Here is a 24,847-nt window from a genome sequence, read left to right on the forward strand (position 1 = left end):
CCGGCGCGCCGAGCGGGTCTCAGGCCCGCGACGTGGCCGGCTGCTCGCCGTCGTCCGCCGTTGCGGTGTCGCCGCCCGCGGCGTGCTTGCCGGCCGGCGACCGCTCGCCCTCGGGCGTGTGGTCGGGCGCGTGGTGGCGCCGCTCGAGCGACGCGCCCTCGACGTCGACGTCCGGCAGCAGCCGGTCCAGCCAGCGCGGCAGCCACCACGCCTTCTCCCCGACGAGGTGCATGATCGCCGGCATCACGAGCATGCGCACGACGAACGCGTCCACGAGCACCCCGAACGCGAGGCCGAAGCCGATCGGCCGGATGATCGCGGTGTGGGAGAAGATGAACCCGCCGAACACCGAGATCATGATGATCGCGGCGGCGGTGACGACGTGCCGGCCCGCGTGGAAGCCCTCGGCGACGGCGCGCCGCGCGGGGGAGCCGTGCACGTACGCCTCACGCATGCCCGACGTGAGGAACAGCTGGTAGTCCATCGCCAGACCGAAGAGGATCCCGACGAGCAGGATCGGCAGGAAGCTGAGGATCGGCGCCGGGTCGTGGACGCCGAACACGTCCCCGAGCCAGCCCCACTGGTAGATCGCCGTGACGCCGCCGAACGCGGCGAGCACCGAGAGCACGAACCCGCCCGTGGCGATGAGCGGCACCACGAGGGACCGGAACACCACCATGAGGATGAGCACCGACAGCCCGACGACCACGACGAGGTAGAGCGGGAGCGCCGCGGAGAGCTTCTCCGAGACGTCGATGTTGCCGCTCGCGAAGCCCGCGACGCTGAGCGTGACGTCGTCGTGCCCGTCGATCGAGAGGTCGCGCAGGGTGTGCACGAGGACCTCGGTCGACTCGCTGTTCGGGCCCTCCTGCGGGATCACCTGGAAGATCGCGAGCGAGCCGTCCTCGGAGACGCCACCGGGCGCCACGGCCACGACGTCGTCCTGGGCCATGAGGTCGCCGACGATGTCCGCCTGGAGCACGGTCAGCCCGGCCTCGTCCAGCCCCGTCGGGATGTCCGCGACGACGACGAGCGGGCCGTTCACGCCCTCGCCGAACTCCTGCGCGGTGAGCGTGTAGGAGCGATACTGCGTGGAGTCGGTCGCCTCGGACGTGCCGTCGGGCAGGCCGAGCCGCATGGACGCGGCCGGGATCGCGACGATGCCGAGCACGGCGATGCCCGCGACGACGCGCAGCCACGCGCGGGGAGTGCTCATCGGGGCGACCTCGCCGTGCACGTGCGCGTGCCGGTCGGCGCGCTGCTTCCTGGGCAGCAGGCGCAGGCCCGCCAGGCCCAGCAGCGCGGGCGTGAGGGTCACGGCCACGAGCACCGCGATGACGACGCACGCCGCCGCGACGGTGCCCATCAGGCCGAGGAACGGGATCCCCGTGAGGTTGAGGGCGAGCAGCGCGATGACCACGGTCGAGCCGGCGAACACCACGGCGTTGCCGGACGTGCCGTTCGCGAGCCCGATCGACTCGTGCACGTCGGCGCCCTCGCGCAGCTGGCGCCGGTGCCTGTTGAGGATGAAGAGCGCGTAGTCGATCCCCACCGCGAGGCCGAGCATCACGCCGAGGATCGGCGTCACCGACATCATGTCGACCACGCCGGACAGCGCCAGCGCGCCGGCCGCGCCGACACCGACCCCGACGAGCGCGGTGACGAGCGGCAGGCCCGCACCGATCAGCGTGCCGAGCATGACGAACAGGACGATGCCGGCGATCGCGACGCCGATGACCTCCGAGACGCCGCCGAGGGCCGGGAGGGTCTGGGTCAGCTCGTTGGAGAAGTCGGCCTCGACGCCGGACGCGGGCAGGTCGGCGGCCTCGACGGCGTCGACGACGGCGCCCTTGGTGTCCGGGTCCACCTCGATCGCCGGGAGGCTGAACTGGACCGACGCGACCGCGGCGGAGCCGTCCTCGGAGACGGTGCGCAGACCGCTCGCGGCGTCGATGAGCTGCTGCCCGGCCGTCAGCGCCGGCTGCGCGGCGTCGAGCTGGGCGAACGTGGCGTCGAGCACCTGCTGCTGGCTGTCCAGCTCCGCCGCACCGGCGTCGAGGACGGCCTGCTGCGCGTCGAACGCGGCCTGCATCGTGACGATGGTGCCGTCCGCCTCGGCAGCGGCCCGGGCGGCGTCGAGCGCGGCCTGGCCGGCCTCGGCATCGGCCCGCCCGGCGTCGAGCTGGGCCTGGCCCGCCTCGGCCTGGGTGCGGCCGTCGTCGGCCTGCGCCTGCTTGCTCTGCAGGTCGGCGGCCTGCGCCTCGCGGTCGGCCTCGGCCTGGAACGGGTCGACGACGCGCTGCACGCCGTCGAGCGCCGCGACGTCGGCGAGCGCGGCGCTGATGTCCGCGCGCTGGTCGTCGGTGAGCGCGCTGCCGTCGGCGGTGTGGAAGAGGATCGTGCCCGTGCCGCCGGAGGCGTCGGGGAACTCCGCCTGCAGGCGGTCGGTGACCTCCGCCGTCGCCGTCCCCGGGATGGTGACGGAGGAGCTGAGCGTGCCGCCGAACGCGAGATAGGACCCTCCCGCGACGAGGAGCGCCAGCAGCCACGCGACGATCGCGCGCCACGGGTGCAGGGACGAACCCTTGCCCAGGCGGTACAACAGCTCGGCCATATGTGTGCTCCTCGCGTCGGGGGGCCGCGGCGCGGGGGACTCACGCGCCGGACAGAAGCGGATTAACAGTATCCGTATTCAGTCTACGTCGACTCGCGCGGTGCTTCGAGATCGGGCTGCGGTGGCGCGCGTCACAACACGTCCGCTCAGCCCGCGGGGGTGCCCTCACCGCCGTGGTCGGCACGACCGCCGTGTCCGGGGTCCGCGAGCATGGGGGAGGCGACCAGCTCGTGGCGCCGCAGGTAGGTGTTGCCGACCGCCTGGATCGTGGCGGCGACCGGCAGGGCGAGGAACGCGCCGAGCGCTCCGAAAACGGCCCCGAACGCGAGCACGGCCACGAAGCTCACCGCGGGGTTCATCTCGAGCGCCTGGGCGGACACCTTGGGGGAGAGGTAGAGGTTCTCCACCTGCTGGTAGGCGATGACGAACGCGACGACGACGAGCGCCGTCGTCAGGCCGTTCGAGGTCAGGGCGACGACGGCGGGCAGCGCCCCGCCGAGGTAGGTCCCGATGGTCGGGACGAACTGGGAGACCAGGCCGGTGAAGAGGGCGAGCGGCAGTGCGTAGGGCACGCGGGCGATGAGCAGGAAGATCCCGGTCGCGACCGTGCAGAACGCCGCGAGCACGACGCGGGAGCTGATGAAGTCGGACACCTTCGCCTGGGTGATCTCCCACAGCCGCAGCACCTCGGTCTGCCGGTTCGGTGTGAGGTAGCGGCAGATCGCGGCGCGGAACCGCGGCCCGGCGGCGAGCAGGTAGTAGGTCACGAGGCCGATCGTCAGGGCGGCGAAGACACCGCTGACGAGCGTGACCCCGACGAGCAGGGCGCCGGAGGCGACGTCCTGGCCCCACTGCGACACGATCTCGTCGAGCACCTCGTCCGAGCCCGGCACGACGACGTCGAAGTGACCCTCGATCCAGGCCGTGACGCTCGCGTAGGCCTCGGGGATCGCACCGAAGAGCTCAATGAGCTGTTGCACGAACAGGTTGCCGAAGAGCGCCATGACGACGATCACCACGACGATCGTGCCGAGCAGCGCGACCGCGGCCGCGGCACCCCGGCGCCAGCCGTGCCGCACCAGGCCGAGCACCATCGGCTCGAGCGCGAGGGCGACGAAGAAGGCGATGAGCAGGTTCACCAGGAGCCCGCTCAGCGAGGACATGGCGTTCCAGACGCCGATCGCGACGAAGACCGTCAGGGCCGCCATCGCCAGCGCGCGCGGCAGCCAGCGGGGCGGGCGGTTCGCGGTGGGGTCGGCGTGCCGCGCGGGCTCCTCCGCGGGCAGCTCGTGGGGTGGCAGCGCGCGCGTGCCCTTCTCGGTGGCGGCCGTGTCGCGCTCGGCCCTGCCCGCCCGTCGCGTCCGCGCCGGCCACAGGTGGCGGCGGGCCTCGAGGTCCTCGGCGACGGCGCGCTCGACCCGGTCGTTCGTGCCGTCGCCGTCCGCGCCGCTCATGCGGCCATCATGCCCGAAGGCCGACCCGGCGCAGGAGGGGTCCGGCGAACACGCCGTCGGGGTCGTACCTCAGGAACAGGTCCACCTGGTCGGCCCACCGCGGGTAGTGCGCGGCGAGGCCGGCAGGGTCGGGGTCGGCGAAGAGCTTGCCCCAGTGCGGACGTGGCGCGTACGGGGCGAGCGCCTCCTCCAGGCGCGGCAGGACGCCGGGGACGCGGGAGTCCTGACGCCACGTGGTGTGCAGCCCGACGGTGTCGCGCCCGTAGGCGCCCGAGAGCCACAGGTCGTCCGCCGCCATGCTGCGCAGCTCGCTCACCAGCACGAGGTCGCGGGCCTCGGCGAGGACCGGCGCCGCGGCGCGGATCGCGTCGGCTGCGGCCTCGCGGGGCAGCAGGTACTCGCTCTGCAGCTCGGCGCCCGCCGACGGGGTGAACTCGAGCCGGAAGTGCGGCAGGCGGGCGAACCAGGGTCCGGGCTCACCGAGCTGGGGCGTGCACGCCACCGGGTCGCCGTCGGGCAGCGGGTGGCGCGGTCCGTCCGCGTCCCGGCCGCCGAGGCCGCTGAGGTCGTCCAGCGAGGTGCGGTCGCCGAGGTCGCGGGCCGCCGCGCCCGGATCGGCATCGGTCCGCTGCTTGCGCCACACCGCGGCGCGGCCGTCCCACCGGGTGAACACGCTCACGCTCGTCGCGCCGGCGAACACCGCGTCGAGGTGGGCGAGCACGCCGTCGAGCGCCACGTCGTCGCGCACGGTCTGGGCGACCTCGTACGTGGGCTCGACGGCGAGCGTCACCGTGAGCACGAGGCCGAGCCCGCCGAGGGCGACCACCGCGCCGGCGAAGTCGGGATCGCCGCGGTGCAGGGCGCGCACGTCGCCCTGGGCGGTGAGCAGCTCGAGGCCGACGACGGCGCCCGCGAGCGTGCGGATCGCGTCGCCCGAGCCGTGGGTCGCCGTCGTGACGGCGCCGACGACGCTGATGTGGGGGAGCGAGGCGAGCGCCGCGAGGGCGTAGCCGCGCTCGTGCAGCCACGGCCCGAGGCGACCGTAGGTGGTGCCGGCGGACACGGTGACGGTGGCCGCGCCGTCGGGCGCGACGGCGAGCACCGGCTCGCGCTCGAGGTGGGTCAGCGTGACGAGGGCGCCGTCGGAGTCGACCAGGTCGTTGAAGGAGTGCCGGCTGCCCACCGCGCGGACCGGCTCGCCGCTGGTGACCAGGCGCGCGAGCGCCTCGAGCGTGCGCGGCGCGAGCAGCGCGCGGCCCCCGTAGGTGCGGTGCCCCGCCCAGGCGCGCGGGACGGGCAGGACGTCGACCTCGTCCGCCGCCGTGGGCCCGGTCACCCGGCCGTGGTCGCCGGGCGCGGGCGGCTCGGCGGCGGGGGCGAGCGAGTCGGGCACGAGGGCGGCGGGGTCGTGGGTCACGCCGGTCAGCCTGCCACGGGGTGTGGCGGCGTGGGTGGGCGGAGGCGTGAGGAGTGGGGGCGTGGTGCGAGACAGGCGTGGTGCGGGAGGGTACGCGTGGCGCCGGCCTTGCGCGAGCGGGCGCCCTGCGCGTGCCGCCGGCCTTGCGCGAGCGCGCGCCCTGCGCGCGCCGCCGTCGACATGCACCCGCGTTGACTCGTGGGACAGGTAGTTGACCTGGTTGAGTCACGTGGGTGTTCGAACACAGTTCGAACTGGCCCTCCGTGCTCCTGACTTGAGCGCCTCGTGGAGTCCCGTTCACATGACATGACCGTGCAACAAGTTGATCCGCCTCCGGTCGTCCGATCGCGGCGGCAGTAGTCAGCACCTCTGCGCGCCGGGCGGTACCGAGCCGGCGGCTGGGGAGAATGGACGGGCAACCATCTCCTCGGACCCTCGACGCTCTCACGCGCGGTCCACACGGCCAGGCAGTACTCCCGCACGAGCAAGCTCGCCAACGACGTCTGGGCGACCGTCGATCAGCCTCGCGGCCCGTTCGAGCCGAACGAGTACGGCGACGTGATCGTGCCGATGACGATCCCGCGCCGGTTGGACTGCATCCTGGCTCACGACCCGTGAGATCACCTGGGACCGCGCTGAGCGCGACCTTCGCGAGGAACTGCGCGAGGCGATGATCACGAAGCAGACGGGGCTGACGTTCTTGTCGACGTGCAGCCACGTTGACTCGCGCGACAACTAGCACCGAGCCCGGGGCGCTTCAGGAGATTGCCCAGCTGCGACGCCCGCCGCGGGCGTCGTCCACGGGAACGACGCGGCCGCGGCGCCCACACGTGACTCGAACGCCGTCACCAATCCGAGTCAACGGTAATCTCGTCTCCCGACGTCACGTCGAGCAGGGTCCGCTCACCCAAGGGGGCCTGCAGTCGAACCTCGACCATGTCCATACAATCTCCGCTGCCCGGACCGCCGATGGTGCGGGTGGAGACAACCGCTACCTCCACCGCGTCCTCCTGCTCGTCAAGGAGATCGACCTCGGGCTCATCGCCGCATGAACCGACCGCCAGGGCCAACACGTCCGACTGGAGAAGTACTGCCTGGCTAACGGGTACCCGGTCGCGCCAGGAGACCCCCCGGGTCAGGAAGAGCACCGCGGTGGCCACCACGGCCAAGACCATCAGGATGGCAACACCCCACCTCAGCAGGCGTCGCCGGCGAGTCGAGCCAGCCTTGCTGCGTGGGACCTTCGAGGACATCAGTTGGTGGCGATGTAGATGCCAAGGGCGTCATCGATCCGATCGGCACGCGCGAACTGATCTCGGTCGAACGGCGCGAACGGGTCGTACCTCCAACCCGAGTGCAGACCGTAAGCGGTGTTGCCCCAGTAGATCGGGCCGCCACTGTCACCTGGCCCCGCAAGGCGCGCGCCCATCTGCACCAGGTTGCACATGCTGTCCCGGCAGTCACCGAGCAGGCGCACCTCCTGGCAGCTCGCGTGGTTGGTCGCCCCGTTCTTGCACAGGGTCTGACCGACCGTCGGTGCTCCAATGCCGGAAACGTCTCGAAGGGTCGTCTCGGTCACGGTCGCAGAGCCTGCGTAGAAGTCGTCCGCGTGGGCAACCCCTCCAGTGTGCCACTGGAAGTCACCATAGGTGCCCTGGTGCCCGCCCTGATAGGTGAGTGCGTACCCGTCGTCACTCTGGGAGTTGCCGCAGTGACCAGCAGTTGCGACGCCTCGCGTCCCGCTCGTAGCGCTCGATGCCCTGGTCCCGAAGCCGGAGGTGCAGCCCGAGAGCACCTCACCTCCGTAGTGATAGCCCGCGCTGTCGTCGCCGCCGAGGGTTGCGCCCTGCGTGATGGTCACCGCAGCGGCGATGTCGGAGTCGCCTGTCGACACCGCAGCGAGGGCACCCTGGGCCGCCTCCTCCAGATCGAGGGCCAGCGACACCTTCTGCGGATCGGCCAGGACGACGGTGCTCACGATCGTGCGCGTGTCGGCATCAAACGACGTGGCAGCTTGGAGGACGCCGGGAGAACCGTAGATCGCGTAGTGGACATTCTCGATCGACCTCTCCAGCTCACGCTCCGAGTAGCCCTCGTCAGCGCGGAGCTCGACCTCGACGGCGGGCGCCGTCCTCTCGAACGCGTCCAGCACGACGCCTACGTCTGGTGCGGGGCCCTTGAACGAGATCCAGGCGTGGAACGCATCGACGATCTCCGCGCTTGTGAACGACTCGGGATGCGCTCTCCTCATCGTGTCGACCACCAACGCGAAGTTGTCGTTCCAGGCGTAGCGGGTGATCGCCTCGTCCAGCGAGATGCCGTTCTGCTCCGCCACCAACCTCAAGTCCTGCATCTCGGCCGCGCTGATCGAGTCGTCGATCCGTAGCGCGGGAACATTCGGGACATCCGCAGGCTGAGCTCCGACGACGGGTCTCGCAGCGCCCTCGGCGTGAGCGATGGAACCCAGAAGCACCAGACTCCCGGCGGCGATGCACGTCGCAAGGGCTCGGAATGTCTGGAAGCAACTCATCATGACTCCTTCGTCATATATCCAGATCGGCGAGAGTACTCAGCCAGAACTCGGGAGTCAACGGTCCTGTGGAACGACGTCGCTGCGGATCCCGGTCGCGGGTCGACTGTGCAACCGAGTCGGTGTGCGGCGTCGTCGCGGCGTTCGCGCAAGCCACGATCGCGCCCCGCGAAGGGCGTCACGACGACTTCTCGACAGCCGCCGGCCTACTTCAGCAGGCGGGACATCCGCCGGTCGGCGAGCGGCGTGCCGCCGGTCTGGCAGGTGGCGCAGTACTGCAGCGAGGAGTCGGCGAACGACACCTCGCGCACCACGTCGCCGCAGACCGGGCAGGCCTGGCCGGTCCGCCCGTGCACCGCCATGCCGCGGCGCTTGGCGTCCTTGAGCTCGGCGGCGGGTCGGCCGCTCGCCTGCGCGAGGCCGGCGGCCAGCACCGAGGTGACGGCGTCGGCCAGGCGGGCCACGTCGTCGTCGGTGAACGAGCGGGTCAGCGCGAAGGGCGACATGCGCGCGGCGTGCAGGATCTCGTCGCTGTAGGCGTTGCCGATGCCAGCGACGAGGTGCTGGTCCCGCAGCGCGCCCTTGACCTGCTGGTTGCGCGTGCGCAGCGCCGCGCCGAGGAGGTCGGTCAGCTCGCCGTCGGCCGCGGCGCGGATCGGGTCGAAGCCGAGCGAGGCGACGAGCGGCACCTCGGCGGGGTCCGCGACCAGGTGGACCGCGAGGCGTTTGCGGGTGCCGGCCTCGGTGAGGTCGAAGCCGCCGTCGTCGAGCCACACCCGCAGCGCGACCGGTCCGGCGCTGCGGCCCATCGGCCTGCCCTTGGGACTGGCGGACGGGGGCATGTCCTCGCGCCAGCGCAGCCAGCCCGCCTTCGACAGGTGGAACACGAGGTACAGCTGCGCGCCCTCGGGGCGGGCGTCGAGCTCGCCGCGCGGGCCGAGCCCCAGGGCGAGCCACTTGCCGTACCGGGCGACGCCGACGACGGCGCGGCCCACCGCGTCCTCGAGCGGCGGCGCGTAGGTCTTGAGCGCGCCGATCTGCGCCACGTGGGTGGCGACCACGACGTGCCCCACGGCGCGCTCGCGCAGGAACGCGCCTAACGCCTCGACCTCCGGCAGCTCCGGCATGCGCCCAGCCTGCCACCCCGCGCCGACATCGACGGCTCGGCTCTGGAGCTCGGCATCTACGCCTCGGGCCGCACCGCCCCCGGCCGGGGTCGCAGCACGAGCCACACGAGCACCGCCGCGCCCACGAGGGCCGCGACCGTCACCCACGGCGCCGACCCGCCCCACGGGCGCCAGACCACGAGCGCGAGGAGCTGGCCGAGCAGCTGGGGTGGCCAGAACGCCGCGAGTCGACCCCGGAGCACGCCGAGCGCGATCGGGGAGCGCGGCCGCAGCAGCTCCACGAGCCGGGCGGCGACGACGCTCAGATGCACGCCGAGCACGAGGCCGGCCAGGGCGAGCGCGTCGCCCGTGCCGGTCGAGGACGTCAGCACCGCCGTTCCCGACGATCCGGCGGTCGCCTCCGTGACCCCGCTGAGCGGGACACCGGCCAGCGTGATGAGCCCGACCACCCCGACCCAGAAGCCGGCGGCGACGCCCCGCGGCCGCACGAGGAGGGCGACGAGCGCGGCGCCCAGCACGACCCGGCCGAGGATGCCCGTCGGGGCGCAGACCAGGACGAGCACGCCGGCGACGGCGGCCACGCCCCACAGCAGCCAGGCCGGCACCGCGGGACCCACCTCGAGCGCGACGCGCGGCGCGATCACGCCGCCGCGCGCTCGCGGCGTACCGGGCTCGGCCCGCCAGCGCGCCGGCCACCACGACCGGATCCGGCGGCCGAGGTGCCCGCCGGCGCTGGACCTGGAGCGGGTCCGGGCGGCCCCCGCGCTCATGGCAGCCACCTCCGCAGCTCCACACCGGACCCGCGCAGGTCCGCCAGTCGCGCGTCGCGCTGGACGAGCACGACGCGGGCGGCCAGCAGCTCCTCGGGCGAGAGGCGGTGCAGCGCGAGGTCGGGCAGCACGTCCACGGCCACGACGGGATGCCCCTGCTGGGCCCAGCCGCGCGCCGCGGCGGCCGCGTCGTCGTCGAGGAAGGTCGAGACCACCACCACGAGCGCGCCCGAGGTGACCCGCGGTGCCCGGACCAGCGGGGCGGGCTCGCCGAGCGGCGCCGACGTGCTGATCGCCTGCACGACCCGGCGCAGGTGCCGCCGTCCGGCGCCGGGCGGCACCGGCAGGCCGCGGGCCGCGAGGTCGGTGAACGCCACGCGGTCGCCCGCCTCCACGTAGGCGCGGGCGTAGGACGCGGCCGCCTGGCGTGCCACGTCGAGCGAGGTCGCCTGCGTCGGCAGCACCGCCGTCCCGCCGGCCCAGGTGCGCACGTCGGGCCCGACGTCGTCGCGCGAGTCGAGCACCACGACGGCGACGGCCTCGGCGTCCGCGTACCTCCGGCGCACCCACAGGCGCGTGCCGAGCCGAGGATCGGTGGTGCCGCGGCGGGCGGTGACGCGCCAGTCCACCGAGCGCAGCCGGTCCCCGGGTGCGAACGGCGCGATGTCGTGCAGGTCCTCACCCTCGCCGCGGCGCCGGGACCGGTGGGTGCCCGTGAGGCCGACGAGGTGCGCGGGCACGGGTAGCGCCGCGGTCGGTGCCGCGACCGGCTCGACGACGAGGGCCGGTGCGGTGACGGTGCCCGGCTCGCTCTCCTGGGCGCCGTCGGGGGTGACCTCGGCCCAGTCCACCCGCAGGGGCGGCAGCACGCCGGTGCGGGCGGACTCGATCGCGACCTCGACCTCGCCCGGCACGGCGAGGGCGCGCGCCTCCTGGTAGCCGGGCACGACGGCGCGCACCCGCACCGCACCTCGCTCGCCCGCGGCGAGGGTGACCGCCGTGACGTGCCGCCCGGGCTCGGGCTGGCCGACCGCCTCGGTGCGCGGCGGCGTCGGGTCCGGTCGCCAGCCGCGTGCTCGCATCGCCGCCGCCAGCACGAGCGGCGCCGCCACGACGACGAGGTCGGGCCGCGCGAGTGCGACCCCCGCGAGGACGAGGACCAGGGCGACCACGGCGACGGCGACGCCGCTGCGCGTGGTGACCGCTCGCCGTCGTGCGCGGCCGTCCTCCGGCAGGAGGCCGACGGGTCGCCCACGCGGGGCGACCCGCTCGGGCGGACGCCCGAGCGGGTCGCGGGGCGAGGTCGGCCAGGTCGGCCCGGTCGGCCCGATCACGTCGTCACCGCAGCGAGGCGGTCGCGCCCGGGGTGGGCACGTGGTCGAGCAGGTCGGCGACGACGGCGACCGGCGACGTCCCCGCGGCCCACGCCTGCGGCGTGAGCACGAGCCGGTGCGCGAGGGCGGGCACGGCGACCGACTTCACGTCCTCGGGCGTGGTGTAGTCGCGCCCCGCCATCACGGCGCGCGCCCGGGCGAGCAGCACGAGGGCCTGCGTGCCGCGCGGCGACGCGCCGACCTCGACCGAGCGCGCCGACCGGGTCGCGGCCGTGAGGTCGACGCAGTAGCGCAGCACGTCGCGCTCCACGGCGACCTGCTCGACCCCCGCCTGCAGCGCGGCGAGCTCGCCCGGACGCAGGACCGTGCGCACGGGCGCCGCCTCCTGCCGCCGCGCGAGACGCCGCTCGAGCAGCGCGGTCTCGCCCTCGCCGTCGAGGTACCCGACGGCGAGGCGCGCCATGAAGCGGTCCAGCTGCGCCTCGGGCAGGGGGTAGGTGCCCTCGTGCTCGACCGGGTTCGACGTCGCGATGACGTGGAACGGGTGCGGCAGCGGACGGGTCACGCCCTCGACCGTGACCTGGCGCTCGGCCATCGCCTCGAGCAGGGCCGACTGCGTCTTCGGGGGCGTCCGGTTGATCTCGTCGGCGAGCAGCATGCCCGTGAACACCGGGCCGGGGCGGAACTCGAACGCCGTGCGGGCCGGGTCGAAGACCATCGAGCCGGTGACGTCGGAGGGCAGCAGGTCGGGCGTGCACTGCACGCGCGCGAAGTCGAGCCCGAGCGCGGTGGCGAGGCTGCGCGCGGCGAGCGTCTTGCCGGTGCCCGGCACGTCCTCGAGCAGGAGGTGCCCGCCCGCGAGCACGCACGCGAGCGCCGTGCTCAGGGCGGGCATGCCGACGACGGCGGTGCGCACCTCCGCGAGGACGGCCTCGCTCGCGCGGGCGATCTCGTCCGCGGTGGCGGGCTGCGAGGCGGCCGGCCGCGGGGCGGCGGACGAGGGGGGCGCGGTGGGCGAGGTGGGCCTGGTGGGCGCGGCGTGCTCGCCGGGTCCGTCCGCCTCGACGTCATCGTGGTGGTGCGTGGGTGGGTGTCCGGCGTCGTGCTCGGTCATCGTGCGCTCCCTCTCGGGCCGTCGGGTCGGGGGGACGCGCCGTCGCGGCGCGCCATGGCTTCGAGGTCCTCGAGGACCCGCTGGACGGCGGCGCCCTCGCGCCGGTCCAGCTGTCCGGCGAGCCGGTCCAGTTCCTCGGCCTGCTCCGGGGCCGCCGACCGGCGCCGCAGCGCGATCGCCTGCCGCAGCCGGAGCACCGCGCCGCTCGCGGCCGCGCCGTCTCGGCCCGTCTGCCAGGACAGGCGGTACACCTCGGCGCGGCGGCCGCCGCGCTCGGGCGCGGGCAGCCGCGGCCAGGCGGTCTCGTCGGAGTCGGGGATCAGGTGCCCGAGCGCGGCGAGCGCGGCGACGGCGAGAACCGTGACCACGACCCCGGGCGCGGGGGCGCCCAGCGCGAACGCGAGCGCGCCGGCGGCGACGACGGCCGCCGCCTCGCCGAGCAGTCGGCGGGTCATCGGGCGTCCTGCCAGGCGCGCGCGATCGCATCCAGCGCGACCTGGGCACGCGCCACGTCGTCGTGGGTGACGGGGTGCTCGGAGAACCGCGCGGCGAGGTACACGTCACGCAGGTGCGTCACCGCCTCGGCGTCGGCGCCTCGGCGCAGCACACCGACGGCGAACTCGGTGGGCGTCTGGCTGGCCGCGCGGACGATGCCGTGGTCGGCGGCGGCCTCCTCCAGCGCGACCCAGGCCGCGATCACGGCGTCGCGCGGCGCCGAGCGCTCGCGCAGCCGCGCCTGTGCCTCGGCGAACGCGTCGGTGAGGTCGGGCACGGCGTCCTGCACCACGCTGACCCCGCCGGCCACGTCCGGGCCCTCGATCGCCGGCTCGCGCTGGAGCTGGCTGAGCAGCCTGCGCAGCACCAGAGCCAGCACGAGCGCGGCGGCGGCGATCGCGACCCACATCAGCACCTGGCCCACCACGGCGGGCACCTCGAACGGCTCGAACGGCGGCAGCGTGGGCTGGTCGCTCGGGTCCTGGGGCGGGAACGTGAGCTGCACGGTGCTCAGGCTCGTCGGGTTCTCTTCGCCGTCGCTTCCCGTCCAGCGCGGCTCGGCCTCCAGCGGCCCGCGGACGGCGGCACCCACGATGGCGAGCGCGAGCAGTCCCGCCGTCACCCACGGCAGAGCGCGGCCCGTCCGTGCGGGCCGTGGCGCCGGCGGCGCCACGTCCGCGGGGCCGGCCGACCCGCAGGTCGCTCTGTCGGACACCACCGCTCAGCGCCGCCGCAGACGCCGCACGCGCCAGCGCGTCCCGGTGCTCGACCAGCGCCAGCCCGACTCCGAGCCCTCCTCGACCCACCCGGTGGTGACGTCGGGGCCGAGGGTGAGCTCGCCGTCGGGCTCGGGCACGTCGATCTCGCTGATGACGAGGAGGTCGGCGACCTCGGCGCCGAGCACGTAGACCTCGCCGCCGCCCATGATCCAGACGTCGCCGGTGGCCTCCTCCTCGGCGAGAAGCGCGAGGGCGTCGGCCATGGAGGAGGCGCGCTCGGCGTCCTCGTCGGCCTCGGGGCGCCAGTCCGCGGACCGGGTGAGGACCACGGACCGGGCGGCGCGCTTGCGGCGCCACGCGGGCGGCATCGACTCCCACGTCGGGCGGCCCACGATGACGGGGCGCCCGCTCACGATCTCGCGGAAGTGCTGGAGGTCCTCGGGCACGTCCCAGGGCAGCTCGCCGTCGGCCGCGATGACCCCGCCGGGCGTCTGCGCCCACACCATCCCGATCACGCGCCGCGCCTCAGACCGCGATCGGGGCCGCGATGGCCGGGTGGTGGCGGTAGTCCACGATCTGCACACTCTCGCCGGTGTAGTCGAAGATCGAGGGGGCCGGAGTGAGCTCGAGCGTCGGGAACGGGTACGGCTCGCGCGTGAGCTGCTCGCGCACCTGGTCGACGTGGTTGTCGTAGATGTGGCAGTCGCCGCCGGTCCAGACGAAGTCGCCGACCTCGAGCCCGACCTGCTGCGCGACCATGTGGGTGAGCAGCGAGTAGCTCGCGATGTTGAAGGGGACGCCGAGGAAGAGGTCGGCGCTGCGCTGGTAGAGCTGGCAGGACAGCCGGCCCTCGGCCACGTAGAACTGGAAGAGCGCGTGGCAGGGCGCGAGCGCCATGTCGTCCAGCGCGGCGACGTTCCAGGCGGAGACGAGGTGCCGGCGGCTGTCAGGGTTGCTGCGCAGGTCCGCGAGGAGCTTGCTGATCTGGTCGATGTGCCCGCCGTCGGGCGTCGGCCACGAGCGCCACTGGACGCCGTAGACCGGGCCGAGCTCGCCGTCGGCGTCGGCCCACTCGTTCCAGATCCGCACGCCGTGCTCCTGGAGGTAGCGCACGTTGCTCTCGCCGCGCAGGAACCACAGCAGCTCGTGCACGACCGACCTCACGTGCACCCGCTTGGTGGTGACGAGCGGGAAGCCCTGGCTCAGGTCGTAGCGCAGCTGACGGCCGAAGACGCTGCGGGTCCCGGTGCCGGTGCGGTCGCCCTTGCGGGCGCCGGTGGCGAGCACGTCGGTGAGCAGCGCCTCGTACTGGGTGTCGACGGGCATGGCAGCCATCGTAGGTGGCGGGACGGGGCCTGCCGGTGCTCCGTGGACGCCGGCCGGGTGGGTGGCGAGGCGCCTCAGGCCTTGCGCGGCTTGAGCGCCTCGATCGCCTGGGCGACCTCGGGGTCGTCGAGGTGGCTCACGATCCGGTCGCCGGACTCGAGGTCGTCCGCGACGGCATCCTGGTCGAGGTCGAACGGGACGGTCTGCATCGGAAGGGCCACCGGGCCCATCTCGTTGGTGAACTGCATCGCGAACCTCCTGGTGGTGGTGCGGGTGATGGTGCTGGTCAGGCGGGTGGGGCGGACGGTGCGGCGGTTCCGCCCTCGGCGGTGAGCGAGAGCGCGACGGCGGCGCTCGCCTCGAGCGTGCGGCTCACCGTGCAGTACTGCTCGATCGCCTTGCGCGCCGTGGCGAGCATGCGCTGCTGACGCGCGACGTCCTGGTGCGGGGCGGTGACCACCAGCTCGACGGCGAAGCGCTCGTACCGGTTCTCGCCCTCCGCCTTGACCCGGCTCACGCCGACGGAGATCGGCACGTCGTCGCCGAGCTCCCAGGACACGCGCGAGTCCGCGCTCATGCCGGTGCACGCGGCGACGGCGACGGCGAGCAGCTCGCCGGGGGAGAACACGCCGTCGTCACCCTCGGGGCCGATCCGGACGGTGGCGCCGCGCTCGTTGCGGCCCACGTAGGTGGCCTTGCCGACGCGCTCGGCGACGAGGAACGGGGCCGGGGCGTCGGCTGTGCTGTCGGTCGAGGCCGCGGTCTGCTCGTCGTCGCGGGGCGTGTCGTCGTCGCCGTCGTCGCCCATGGGGACATCTTGACCTACCTGCGATGCGGAGGACACCAGTTCGTGGTGAACGCCCGCGCGGGAGCCTCGTGACAGGAGCGACTGCGCGTGACGGGAGAGCGACTGTCTGTGACGGGAGAGCGACTGCGCGTGACGGGAGAGCGACTGCGCGTGACGGGAGAGCGACTCGCCGGGGGCTCGCCGGCCGCCGGTCGAGCGACGGTGCTGGTCAGAGCGCCGAGCCGAGGGCAGCGTCCGAGCTGAGTCGCCGTGGCGTTACGGGCAGTCGCTGTGGCGTGAGGGAGAGTCGCTGTGACGGAACAGGGAGTCGCTGCGGTGGAAGGCCGTGGTCGCGCCGCGGGCGGCCGTCAGTCGACGACGTCCGAGCGGCGCTCCAGCAGCACGAGGTCGCGCCAGACGCCTGCCATCGGGCCGTGCGTCATCTTGCCCACGCGCTCGCGCACCCCGACGGTCCGGAACCCGGCCTCCTCGTGCAGCCGGATGCTCGCGGTGTTCTCCGGGAACACCGAGGACTGCAGCGTCCAGAACCCCGCCTGCTCACTCTCCACGACGAGGTTCTGCAGCAGCGCACGGCCGACACCCTGGCGGCGGTGGTCCGGGTGGACGTACACCGACACCTCGAGCACGCCGACGAACACCAGTCGGCGCGAGTGCGGCGTGCAGGCGAGCCAGCCGATCACTCGCTCCGCGTCGTCCAGGGCGACGGTGCGCAGCAGCGGGAGCTTGTCGGTGTCGAACTTCTGCCAGGTCGGCGGGGTGTCGGAGAACGTCGCGTGGCCGGTGGCGATGCCCGCCGCGTAGATCGCGTGCACCTGGTCCCAGTGCGTGGCGTTGAGCGGAGCGAGGCGGACACCGGCCGTCGTGGCGGACATGAGCACGAGGGTGCCGGGGTGGCGTGTCGTGCTCGCTCCCGGATCGTTACGTTCCTGTGACACGGGCAACGCCCACCGTTGGTCCTGGCGCGCGGCCGGAGGCCCGCTGCTGTGTCGCGCCGGTGTCGGGCAGGTTCGCGGGGCCGCGTCGCGTCCTCCCGGATGTCCGGGGCGGTCAGTCCGTGGGCGCCGTGCGCCGCTCCCGACGGCGGAACTGGGCCGGCGTCTCGCCCGCGAGCCGGGCGAACTGCCGGGAGAACGCGGCCTGGTCGTAGAACCCGGTCGCGTGGGCGATGTCGGCGATCGGCGTCGCGGTCGTCGCGAGCAGTCGCGCCGCGGCGTCGATGCGCGTGCGCAGCACGAGCTGCGTGGTGCTGAGCCCGGTGACGCGGCGCAGCCGCCGGGACAGCGCCGTCGTGCTCGTGCCTGCGATCGCGGCGAGGTCGGCGGCCGAGGGCGGGTCCGCGACGTGCGCCGCGATGTGGTCGATCACGCGCGCGACGGCGGGGAACGTCGCCGCGTCGCGCTGCTCGCCGAGGTCCTGCGAGACGGAGACGACGCCGACGACCCGGCCCTCGCCGTCGCGCACCGGCAGCTTGGTGGTGAGGTGCCACGTGGCCGCGGCGGCCTCGCCCGGCCCGAGCGCTCGGATCAGCTCGAGCTCGTGGCGCAGCTCGGTGCCTGCGAGCACGCGCGCGTCCTGCTCGGCGTAGCGCTCCGCGAGGTCGGGCACGAAGAGGTCCTCGGCGCGCCGACCCAGGACGTCGCGGCGCGACGTGCGACCGGCCCGGCGCACGAACGTGGGGTTGACCGTGACGTAGCGGCCCTGCGCGTCCTTGACGCAGAACATGGTGGTGCGCAGCTCGTCGAGCAGCGTGAGGAGGACGGGTGCGAGGTGGGCCGGGTCGAGGCGCACCTCGAGGCACTGCGCGTCGGGATGCTCGGGCGTGGCCACCTGGCCATCGTCGCGCACGGCGCGGGCGCCGGCCGCACGGACGCCGCGCGATGGCGCCGTCGTGTCGCGAACGGACGCGACCGGAGGCGCTGGGTGACAAGACGCGCGCCGCGACCCGCGCGCACACTGCTCGGTATGACGGCCACACCCAGCCTGCTCGCCCCGGACTCCCTCGTGACCTCCGCCCTGGCGCTCGCCGAGGAGTGGCAGCGCGCCTCCGGCGACGGCGCCTCGCGGGCCGAGCAGGCGGCGTCGGACCGCCTCGGCCAGCTCGTGGCGAACCGCGCCGGGCTCGACCTCGCCGTCGCCTTCGTGGACGAGGTCGCGCGGCCCGAGGACACGACGGTCGCCGCGCGGGCCCTGGCCGACCTCGACGCCGCGGCAGCGTCGGCGTTCCTCACGCCGGTGGACCGGGCGATGTTCGCCGTCGGGCAGCGCGTCGCGCCTCTCGCCCCCTCGCTCGTGGTGCCGCTCGCGCGGGCGCGGCTGCGCCAGCTGGTGGGCCACCTCGTCGTCGACGCCGACCGCGGCCTCGCCGGGCACATGGCGCGGGCACGCGCCGCGGGCTACCGGCTCAACGTCAACCTCCTCGGCGAGGCCGTGCTCGGCGAGGCCGAGGCCGCCTCGCGGGTGGAGCGCACGATCGCGCTCGTGCGGCGGCCGGACGTCGACTACGTCTCGATCAAGGTGTCCTCGCTCGTCTCGCAGATCTCGACGTGGGACACCCCCGGCACCGTGGCGCGCGTGCTCGAGCGGCTGCGCCCGCTGTACCGCGCCGCGCTGGAGACCGGCTCCTTCGTCAACCTCGACATGGAGGAGTACCGCGACCTCGACCTCACCCTCGAGGTGTTCGAGGCGATCCTGGCCGAGCCGGCGTTCGAGCGGCTCGAGGCCGGCATCGTGCTCCAGGCCTACCTGCCGGACGCCCCCGCGGCGTTCGAGCGGCTCGTCGCCCTCGCGACCCGGCGGGTCGCCGCGGGCGGCACGCGGATCAAGGTGCGCCTGGTCAAGGGCGCGAACCTCGCGATGGAGCGCGTGGAGTCGCAGCTGCACGGCTGGCCTCAGGCCCCGCACACGTCCAAGGCGGAGACCGACGCGACCTACGTGCGGATCCTGGACCGCGCGCTCACCCCGGAGGTCGCGGGCGTGCTGCGGCTCGGCGTCGCAGGCCACAACCTCTACCACCTGGCGCTCGCGCACCTGCTCGCCACCGAGCGCGGCGTCGCCGCGGCGATGGACGTCGAGATGCTGCAGGGCATGGCGCCGGCGCAGGCCCGCGCGGTGCGCGACACCGTCGGCTCGGTGCTCCTGTACACCCCGGTCATCGCGCGCGCCGACTTCGACGTCGCCGTCTCCTACCTCGTGCGGCGCCTCGAGGAGAACGCCGCGCCGGAGAACTACCTGCACCAGAGCGTCGCCGACGGCGGCCAGGCCGAGGCCCGGACGCGTTTCCTCGCCTCGGTGCGTGACGCCGCCACGGTGACCACGCAGCCACGCCGCACCTCAGCGCCGATCGAGGTCGCGGGCGTCCCGACGCACGCGACGTTCGAGAACGCCGCGGACGCCGACCCGGCTGTCGCCTGGGTGCGCGAGCGCACGACGGCGGCGCTCGCCGTCGCGCCCGACCTCACCCCGCGCGCGCCGCACCTGGGCAGCACGGGCGAGGTCGACGACGTCGTGGCCCGGGCGCGCGCGCTCGCACCGGCGTGGGGGGCGACCGACGTCGCGCGCCGGGCCGCGGTGCTCGCGGACGTCGCCGAGCGCATCGAGGCGGCCCGGTTCGAGCTGATCGCGGTGATGGCGCACGAGGCGGGCAAGACCGCCGGCGAGGCCGACCCGGAGGTGAGCGAGGCGGTCGACTTCGCGCGCTGGTACGCGGGGTCGGCGCTCGCGCTGGCCGCGGATCCCGAAGACACGGCGGCGACGGAGCACGACGGGGCGGGCGCCCGGTTCGTCCCCGTCCCCGTCACGCTCGTCACCCCGCCGTGGAACTTCCCGGTGGCCATCGCCGTCGGTGGCGTGCTCGCGGCGCTCGCCGCGGGATCCGCCGTCGTGATGAAGCCCTCGCCGAGCGCCACGCGGTGCGGCGAGGTCGTCGCGGGCCTGGTCCGCGAGGCGCTCACCGCGGCCGGGTTCGACGCCGACCTCGTGCAGGTCGTCGCGGTCGACGAGGACGAGGTCGGGGCACACCTCGTGGCGCACGACGGCGTGGACCAGGTCGTGCTCACCGGCTCGCTCGAGACCGCGCGCCTGTTCGCGTCCTGGCGCGCCGGGCACCCCGGCGGACCGCGGGTCTTCGCCGAGACGTCCGGAAAGAACGCGATCGTCGTGACGCCGAGCGCCGACCTCGACCTCGCCGTCGCCGACGTGGTGCGCTCGGCCTTCGGGCACGCCGGCCAGAAGTGCTCGGCCGCCTCGCTCGTCATCCTCGTGGGGTCGATCGGGCGCTCGCGGCGGTTCCACGACCAGCTCGTCGACGCCGTGCGCTCGCTGCGCGTCGGCGTGCCCGACGACCTCGGCACCGGCATGGGTCCGGTCGTGGAGGTGCCGAGCGGCAAGCTGCTGCGCGGGCTCACCACCCTGGAACCCGGCGAGCGCTGGGTCCTCGCGCCGCGCGAGCTCACCCCGCCGCCGGGCGGGGAGCGCTGGGCCGGGCGGCTGTGGAGCCCGGGCGTCCGCGCGGGGGTCGTGCCGGGCTCGTGGTTCCACCGCACCGAGTGCTTCGGACCCGTGCTCGGGATCATGCGGGCCGACACGCTCGAGGAGGCGATCGACTGGCAGAACGCCACGGCGTACGGGCTCACCGGCGGCCTGCACTCGCTCGACCCCGACGAGATCGCGCTCTGGCGCGAGCGGGTCGAGGTCGGCAACGCGTACGTCAACCGGCACATCACCGGTGCGGTCGTGCAGCGGCAGCCGTTCGGCGGCTGGAAGGGCTCCGTCATGGGGCCCGGCGCCAAGGCCGGCGGTCCGCACTACGTGGCGCAGCTGGGGCGGTGGGTCGAGGAGGGGCCCGTCGAGCCGGAGGCCGCACGGGCCGCACGCCAGGAGGCGGACCGCGCGCTCGCCGCGCAGTGGCGCACGGGCGCGGATCCCTCGGCGCTGGCGTGCGAGGAGAACACGCTGCGCCTCGTCCCGGTCCCGGCCGTCACGGTGCACGTGGCGCCCGACGCACCCGCCGGCTCGGCCGACCGCGCTCGCGACGCGGCGGACGCCGCGGGCGTGCCGACGGTCGTCGTCACGCACGGCGACGGCGCCGCGCTCGCCGCCGACATCGCCGCCGGGCGCACGGCCGACCGCGTGCGCTGGGTCGGTCCCGCCGGGGCGCCCGAGGAGGTGTGGCGGGCCGCGATCGAGGCCGGCGTCACGGTGCTCGACGACCCCGTGCTCGCCGACGGCCGCCGCGAGCTGCTCACGATGCTGCGCGAGCAGGCGATCTCGCGGACCAGGCACCGGTTCGGCCACGTGCACGCCTGACGACCGCCCGTCCGCTGCCCGTCGCGCGCCGCCGAGGTGTCCGCGGCGCAGACCTTCGGGCGCTCGTGCTCCGCGTTCGCCTCAGGCCCGCAGGAACGCGAGCATCGCGGCCGGGTCGTCGGTGCACACGGCCTCGACGCCGAGGCGCGTCAGCCGCGCCCAGTCCTCGGGCCGGTTCGCGGTGTACACCCACAGACGCAGTCCGGCGCGCCCGACGGCGAGCGCTCCCTCCTCCGTCAGCGTCACGTGGTTCGTGGCGAGCACCGCGACGCCCGACGCCGCGAGCTCGGCGAGGTCGTCGGCGTCCGGCACGTCCTCGACGAGCAGACCGATCGGCACGCCCATCGGCGCGAGGACCTCGAGCGACTCGGCGACCACGAACGGGTCGAACGAGGTGACGACGAGACGTCCCTGCGCGACGACGTCGTGCCACACCTGCGACGACAGCGTCTCCCCGAGCGCGGCCACCACCTCGGCAGCCGGCCGGCTGGGCGCCTTCACCTCGAGGTCGAGGCTGCCCCCGGTCGCCTGGAGCAGGGCGCCGAGCTCGTCCAGGTGCGGCACCCGCTCGCCAGCGAAGGCCGCACCCCGGCGGGCCCCGGCGTCCACGCGACGGATCTGCGACCAGGGCAGCGACTCGACGTCCGCCTCGGCGTCCACCCCGGCGTCCGCGGCGTCCGTGGTGCGGGCGAGGGAGTCGTCGTGCAGGAGGAACGGCACGCCGTCGGCGCTGAGGTGGACGTCGGTCTCCACCCAGCGCGCGCCGGCGTCGAATGCGGCGCGGAAGGAGGCGAGAGTGTTCTCGGGGGCGACGGCGGGTGCGCCCCGGTGACCGACGACGAGGGGGGTGCTCACCCGACCCACGCTAGAGGGGAGCGTGCGCGGGGTCGACCGGTTCGCCGTCGGGCGCGGGCGGGTCCGGTCGTGCCGACGCAACCGCCGACGCGACCGGCGGCGCGACTACCCTGCTGTGGTGTCCACGATGAGCGACCTCGTCGCGTCCCACGGCCGCCTCAGCGCTGCGGAGGTCGACTGGCTGCACCTGCTGGTGGGGGACTGGCAGGTGCTCTCCGACCTCGCGTTCGCCGACCTCGTGCTGTGGCTGCCGGACGAGGAGGGGCGCTTCGTCGCCGTCGCGCACTGCCGCCCCTCGACGGGCGGCACCGTCCACTACGACGACATCGTCGGCAAGCCGGCGCCGGAGGGGCAGGTCCCTGCCCTCGCCGCCGCGCTCGCGCGCAAGGAGATCCGCCGCTCGCGCGTGCCGCGGTGGAACGGGTCGTACGCGATCCGCGAGGAGGCCGTTCCCGTGGTTCGCGACGGCAAGGCGCTGGCGGTGCTCGGCCGGGAGACCAACCTCGGCGAGGCGCGCACACCCGGGCGGCTCGAGATCAACTACATCGAGGCTGCGGACGAGCTCTGCGGCATGATCGCGCGCGGGGAGTACCCGTCGCCGAACGCCGCGACGGGGCGGTTGCGCGGCGCCCCGCGCGTGGGCGACGGCCTGGTGCGGCTCAACGCGGAGGGCGAGGTCCTGTACTCCAGCCCCAACGCGATGTCCTGCTTCCACCGCCTCGGTGTCCTCGGGGACATGGTGGGCCGGTCCCTCGCGCAGGTGATCGCCGACCACGTCGAGGACGGCGAGGCCGTCGACGAGGCGCTACCGCTGGTGGCGATGGGGCGCGCGGCGTGGCGCACCGACGTGGAGAGCCGCGGCGTGTGCGTGTCGTTGCGCGCGATTCCCATGACGAACGAGGGCGAGCGCATCGGGGCGGTGGTGCTCTGCCGCGACGTGTCGGAGCTGCGCCGGCGCGAGCAGGAGCTCATCACCAAGGACGCCACGATCCGCGAGATCCACCACCGCGTGAAGAACAACCTGCAGACCGTGGCCGCGCTGCTGCGGCTGCAGGCGCGGCGGACCACCTCGAGCGACGCGCGTTCGGCGCTGGACGAGGCGATGCGGCGGGTGGCGACGATCGCGTCGGTGCACGAGGCGCTCTCGCAGACCATCGACGAGATCGTCGACTTCGACGCCGTGTTCGGCCGGACGCTCCGGCTCGCGGTGGACGTCGCGGCCGCCGAGCAGCCGGTCCGGATGGTCCGCGAGGGCTCGTTCGGCCGCGTCGCCGCCACGGAGGCGACGGCGCTCGCGGTGGTGCTCACCGAGCTGGTCTCCAACGCCGTCGAGCACGGGCTCGCCAAGATGGGCGGCACGGTGGCGATCCGGTCGGAGCGTCGGGGTCGTGACCTCGTGGTCGTGGTGGAGGACGACGGCGTGGGCATCGACCCCTCGGCGCCGCCCACCGGGACGGGGCTGGGGATGCAGATCGTCCGCACGCTCGTGGCGGGGGAGCTGCACGGGAGCATGGAGTGGCGCCCGCGCGCCGAGGGTGGCACCGAGGTGCGGATCCAGGCGCGGCTCGGCTTCGGCCCGCCGTCCGACGGCGAGGTCGACACGTTCTGAGTCCCGCGCGGGGCGGGGCGTGCGCCAGGCGTGGGCCGGCCGTGGGCGCGGCGTGCGTGCGTGTGCGGCGTGCGGTGCGACGCGCCGCGGTGCGCGGGCGCGGGTGCGCGAGGGGTCGGTGAGAGCGCGGCGAGCCGGGCGCGGACGCGAGACGGCCGCCGCACCCGAGGGTGCGACGGCCGTCGTCAGCGTGGTGCGGGACTCAGCCGGCCCGGCGAGCGCGGGCGGTGCGGCGCTTGAGCGCGCGGCGCTCGTCCTCCGACAGGCCGCCCCAGACGCCCGAGTCCTGACCGGTCTCGATGGCCCACTTGAGGCAGGAGCTCACGACGTCGCACCGGTTGCACACGGCCTTCGCCTCCTCGATCTGAGCGAGGGCGGGGCCGGTGTTCCCGATCGGGAAGAACAGCTCCGGGTCCTCGGTGAGGCAGGCAGCATCGTGACGCCAGTCCATGGTGGCGGCTCCTTGGGCGCAGAGGGTCCCCGTCCGTAGTGGGGGAGGGACCGCATGTCGAACAGTTCCTGTGGACAACTGTCACACGGGATGCGCGCGCGCACAAGGGTTACGGAGACGTTGCATCCGCTTCGCCGTGAGGTGAACGTCACAGCAGCACACAGGAGCGGTTCCACGCAAATCCTCGCGTGTCGCCACGCGGGCGGTGACCAGAGGGTGACGGTGCGGCAAACGGGCAGGTCACGCGTGTGAGCGTTCACGGCGTGGGCGCTTCCGGCTCGGCGCGCGGTCGGCTCGCCGGCTCCCGCGACACGAAGGACCGTCTCGAAACACCGACGGGCACCAAGGGGCACCGAGGGACACCGAGCGGAACCGAGGAGCACCAGCGCCGCCGGGAAGCCCGCACCGGTGCGCGTCCGCCCGCTCGGAAGCGCCGCCAGCGGACTGCGTGGCACCTCTACAGTGGCGGGATGCCTGCTGTCCCCACGCCGGAGGAGCCGGACCCTGGCCGCGTCGGGGGGATCCGGACGAGGACAGCCCGGCCACGCACGTTGGTCCTGGCCGTCGTGCTGCTCCTGCTCCAGGCGATCGGGTTCGCGGCGCTCGCGGTCGGCGTCCTCGTCACCACCGCCGGTGACGAGCGCGTCGCCAGCCTCCCGGTGCTCGCCTTCGCGCTGCTCGCCGCGGTCGCGGTCGCGGCGGTGGGCAGGTCCCTGTGGCGCCGGCGCCGATGGGCGCGCGGGGCCGCCGTCGCGTGGTCGCTCCTGCTCGTGCTCACGGGCCTGTCCCAGCTGAGCGTGAACGCCCCCGTCGCGGTCGGCCTCGCCGTCCTGGGACTCGCGACGGCGGCGGCCGCGGTCGCCCCGGCGACGCGCCTCGCCCTCGGGTCCGGCGAGGACGACCAGCCCCACGGCTGACCC

The 24,847-nt window shown here is 74.5% G+C and carries 23 protein-coding genes; 4 read left to right on the plus strand and 19 right to left on the minus strand.

Annotated features, from left to right (window positions below; genetic code table 11):
- Window positions 1–19 precede the first annotated feature (19 nt).
- The 3 genes from FH969_RS05625 to FH969_RS05635 all read right to left on the minus strand — a co-directional run bounded on the left by FH969_RS05625 (window position 20) and on the right by FH969_RS05635 (window position 5,368).
- Entirely contained in the window at window positions 20–2,614 is a 2,595-nt protein-coding gene (locus FH969_RS05625) for an MMPL family transporter (protein WP_139986433.1), read from the minus strand.
- A 146-nt stretch (window positions 2,615–2,760) separates the two neighbouring features.
- Complete coding sequence (locus FH969_RS05630) at window positions 2,761–4,068, minus strand: AI-2E family transporter (RefSeq protein WP_234417515.1); 1,308 nt, start codon at window positions 4,066–4,068, stop codon at window positions 2,761–2,763.
- Window positions 4,069–4,075: 7 nt separating this feature from the next.
- Window positions 4,076–5,368 carry an FAD-binding protein gene (locus tag FH969_RS05635; RefSeq protein ID WP_108720222.1) on the minus strand — a complete coding sequence of 431 codons (1,293 nt, stop codon included), beginning with the start codon at window positions 5,366–5,368 and terminating at the stop codon, window positions 4,076–4,078.
- Between the two features lie 486 nt (window positions 5,369–5,854).
- Here FH969_RS05635 and FH969_RS16140 point away from each other — a divergent pair, with 486 nt between their 5' ends.
- A complete protein-coding gene (locus FH969_RS16140) occupies window positions 5,855–6,103 on the plus strand; it encodes a type I restriction-modification system subunit M N-terminal domain-containing protein (protein WP_108720223.1) in 249 nt (82 codons plus the stop codon).
- A 227-nt stretch (window positions 6,104–6,330) separates the two neighbouring features.
- Here the strand turns inward: FH969_RS16140 and FH969_RS05645 are convergent, their stop codons facing one another.
- The 14 genes from FH969_RS05645 to FH969_RS05705 all read right to left on the minus strand — a co-directional run bounded on the left by FH969_RS05645 (window position 6,331) and on the right by FH969_RS05705 (window position 17,535).
- Window positions 6,331–6,738 (minus strand): hypothetical protein, encoded by a 408-nt coding sequence (locus FH969_RS05645; RefSeq protein ID WP_108719374.1) that lies wholly within the window; start codon window positions 6,736–6,738, stop codon window positions 6,331–6,333.
- Window positions 6,738–8,018 carry a S1 family peptidase gene (locus FH969_RS05650; protein WP_139986434.1) on the minus strand — a complete coding sequence of 427 codons (1,281 nt, stop codon included), beginning with the start codon at window positions 8,016–8,018 and terminating at the stop codon, window positions 6,738–6,740. The genes FH969_RS05645 and FH969_RS05650 overlap by 1 nt, the downstream gene beginning before the upstream one ends.
- 203 nt (window positions 8,019–8,221) lie before the next feature.
- Complete coding sequence (locus FH969_RS05655; protein WP_108719376.1) at window positions 8,222–9,142, minus strand: DNA-formamidopyrimidine glycosylase family protein; 921 nt, start codon at window positions 9,140–9,142, stop codon at window positions 8,222–8,224.
- A gap of 56 nt (window positions 9,143–9,198) precedes the next feature.
- Window positions 9,199–9,912, minus strand: coding sequence for a hypothetical protein (locus FH969_RS05660; RefSeq protein WP_108719377.1), 714 nt, complete (start codon window positions 9,910–9,912; stop codon window positions 9,199–9,201).
- Window positions 9,909–11,246, minus strand: coding sequence for a DUF58 domain-containing protein (locus tag FH969_RS05665; RefSeq protein WP_139986435.1), 1,338 nt, complete (start codon window positions 11,244–11,246; stop codon window positions 9,909–9,911). The genes FH969_RS05660 and FH969_RS05665 overlap by 4 nt, the downstream gene beginning before the upstream one ends.
- A 4-nt stretch (window positions 11,247–11,250) precedes the next feature.
- A complete protein-coding gene (locus tag FH969_RS05670) occupies window positions 11,251–12,360 on the minus strand; it encodes an AAA family ATPase (protein WP_139986436.1) in 1,110 nt (369 codons plus the stop codon).
- Window positions 12,357–12,815, minus strand: a complete 459-nt coding sequence (locus FH969_RS05675) for a hypothetical protein (RefSeq protein WP_139986437.1) — start codon at window positions 12,813–12,815, stop codon at window positions 12,357–12,359. Before FH969_RS05675 ends, FH969_RS05670 begins: the two co-directional genes overlap by 4 nt.
- On the minus strand, window positions 12,812–13,477 hold the full coding sequence (locus FH969_RS05680; RefSeq protein ID WP_139986438.1) for a DUF4129 domain-containing protein: 666 nt from the start codon (window positions 13,475–13,477) through the stop codon (window positions 12,812–12,814). Before FH969_RS05680 ends, FH969_RS05675 begins: the two co-directional genes overlap by 4 nt.
- Window positions 13,478–13,576: 99 nt before the next feature.
- Window positions 13,577–14,080 carry a dihydrofolate reductase gene (locus FH969_RS05685; protein WP_139986439.1) on the minus strand — a complete coding sequence of 168 codons (504 nt, stop codon included), beginning with the start codon at window positions 14,078–14,080 and terminating at the stop codon, window positions 13,577–13,579.
- A 19-nt stretch (window positions 14,081–14,099) separates the two neighbouring features.
- On the minus strand, window positions 14,100–14,909 hold the full coding sequence (locus FH969_RS05690; RefSeq protein ID WP_199916479.1) for a thymidylate synthase: 810 nt from the start codon (window positions 14,907–14,909) through the stop codon (window positions 14,100–14,102).
- Window positions 14,910–14,974: 65 nt separating this feature from the next.
- Window positions 14,975–15,148: a hypothetical protein gene (locus tag FH969_RS15160; protein ID WP_159096550.1), complete on the minus strand. Its 174-nt coding sequence runs from the start codon at window positions 15,146–15,148 to the stop codon at window positions 14,975–14,977.
- A gap of 38 nt (window positions 15,149–15,186) precedes the next feature.
- On the minus strand, window positions 15,187–15,708 hold the full coding sequence (locus FH969_RS05695; protein WP_139986440.1) for an OsmC family protein: 522 nt from the start codon (window positions 15,706–15,708) through the stop codon (window positions 15,187–15,189).
- A gap of 347 nt (window positions 15,709–16,055) precedes the next feature.
- Window positions 16,056–16,580, minus strand: coding sequence for a GNAT family N-acetyltransferase (locus FH969_RS05700; RefSeq protein ID WP_108720224.1), 525 nt, complete (start codon window positions 16,578–16,580; stop codon window positions 16,056–16,058).
- Between the two features lie 175 nt (window positions 16,581–16,755).
- Window positions 16,756–17,535, minus strand: a complete 780-nt coding sequence (locus tag FH969_RS05705; protein WP_246071730.1) for a helix-turn-helix domain-containing protein — start codon at window positions 17,533–17,535, stop codon at window positions 16,756–16,758.
- Window positions 17,536–17,670: 135 nt separating this feature from the next.
- Between FH969_RS05705 and FH969_RS05710 the strand changes: the two genes are divergently transcribed.
- Window positions 17,671–21,012, plus strand: a complete 3,342-nt coding sequence (locus FH969_RS05710) for a bifunctional proline dehydrogenase/L-glutamate gamma-semialdehyde dehydrogenase (RefSeq protein ID WP_139986441.1) — start codon at window positions 17,671–17,673, stop codon at window positions 21,010–21,012.
- 81 nt (window positions 21,013–21,093) lie between these two features.
- Here FH969_RS05710 and FH969_RS05715 read toward each other — a convergent pair whose 3' ends face one another.
- On the minus strand, window positions 21,094–21,867 hold the full coding sequence (locus FH969_RS05715) for a glycerophosphodiester phosphodiesterase (protein ID WP_180359682.1): 774 nt from the start codon (window positions 21,865–21,867) through the stop codon (window positions 21,094–21,096).
- A 127-nt stretch (window positions 21,868–21,994) separates the two neighbouring features.
- On the opposite strand from FH969_RS05715, the gene FH969_RS05720 reads away from it, so the two are divergent.
- The gene (locus tag FH969_RS05720; protein ID WP_108720227.1) at window positions 21,995–23,476 is read left to right on the plus strand and encodes a sensor histidine kinase; all 1,482 of its coding nucleotides are present in this window, start codon (window positions 21,995–21,997) and stop codon (window positions 23,474–23,476) included.
- A 202-nt stretch (window positions 23,477–23,678) separates the two neighbouring features.
- Here FH969_RS05720 and FH969_RS05725 read toward each other — a convergent pair whose 3' ends face one another.
- Entirely contained in the window at window positions 23,679–23,927 is a 249-nt protein-coding gene (locus FH969_RS05725) for a WhiB family transcriptional regulator (RefSeq protein WP_108719386.1), read from the minus strand.
- A gap of 470 nt (window positions 23,928–24,397) precedes the next feature.
- On the opposite strand from FH969_RS05725, the gene FH969_RS05730 reads away from it, so the two are divergent.
- Window positions 24,398–24,844, plus strand: coding sequence for a hypothetical protein (locus FH969_RS05730; protein WP_139986443.1), 447 nt, complete (start codon window positions 24,398–24,400; stop codon window positions 24,842–24,844).
- The last annotated feature ends 3 nt before the right edge of the window (window positions 24,845–24,847 follow it).

The sequence above is a fragment of the Miniimonas arenae genome (assembly GCF_006351005.1).
Lineage (GTDB): Bacteria > Actinomycetota > Actinomycetes > Actinomycetales > Beutenbergiaceae > Miniimonas > Miniimonas arenae.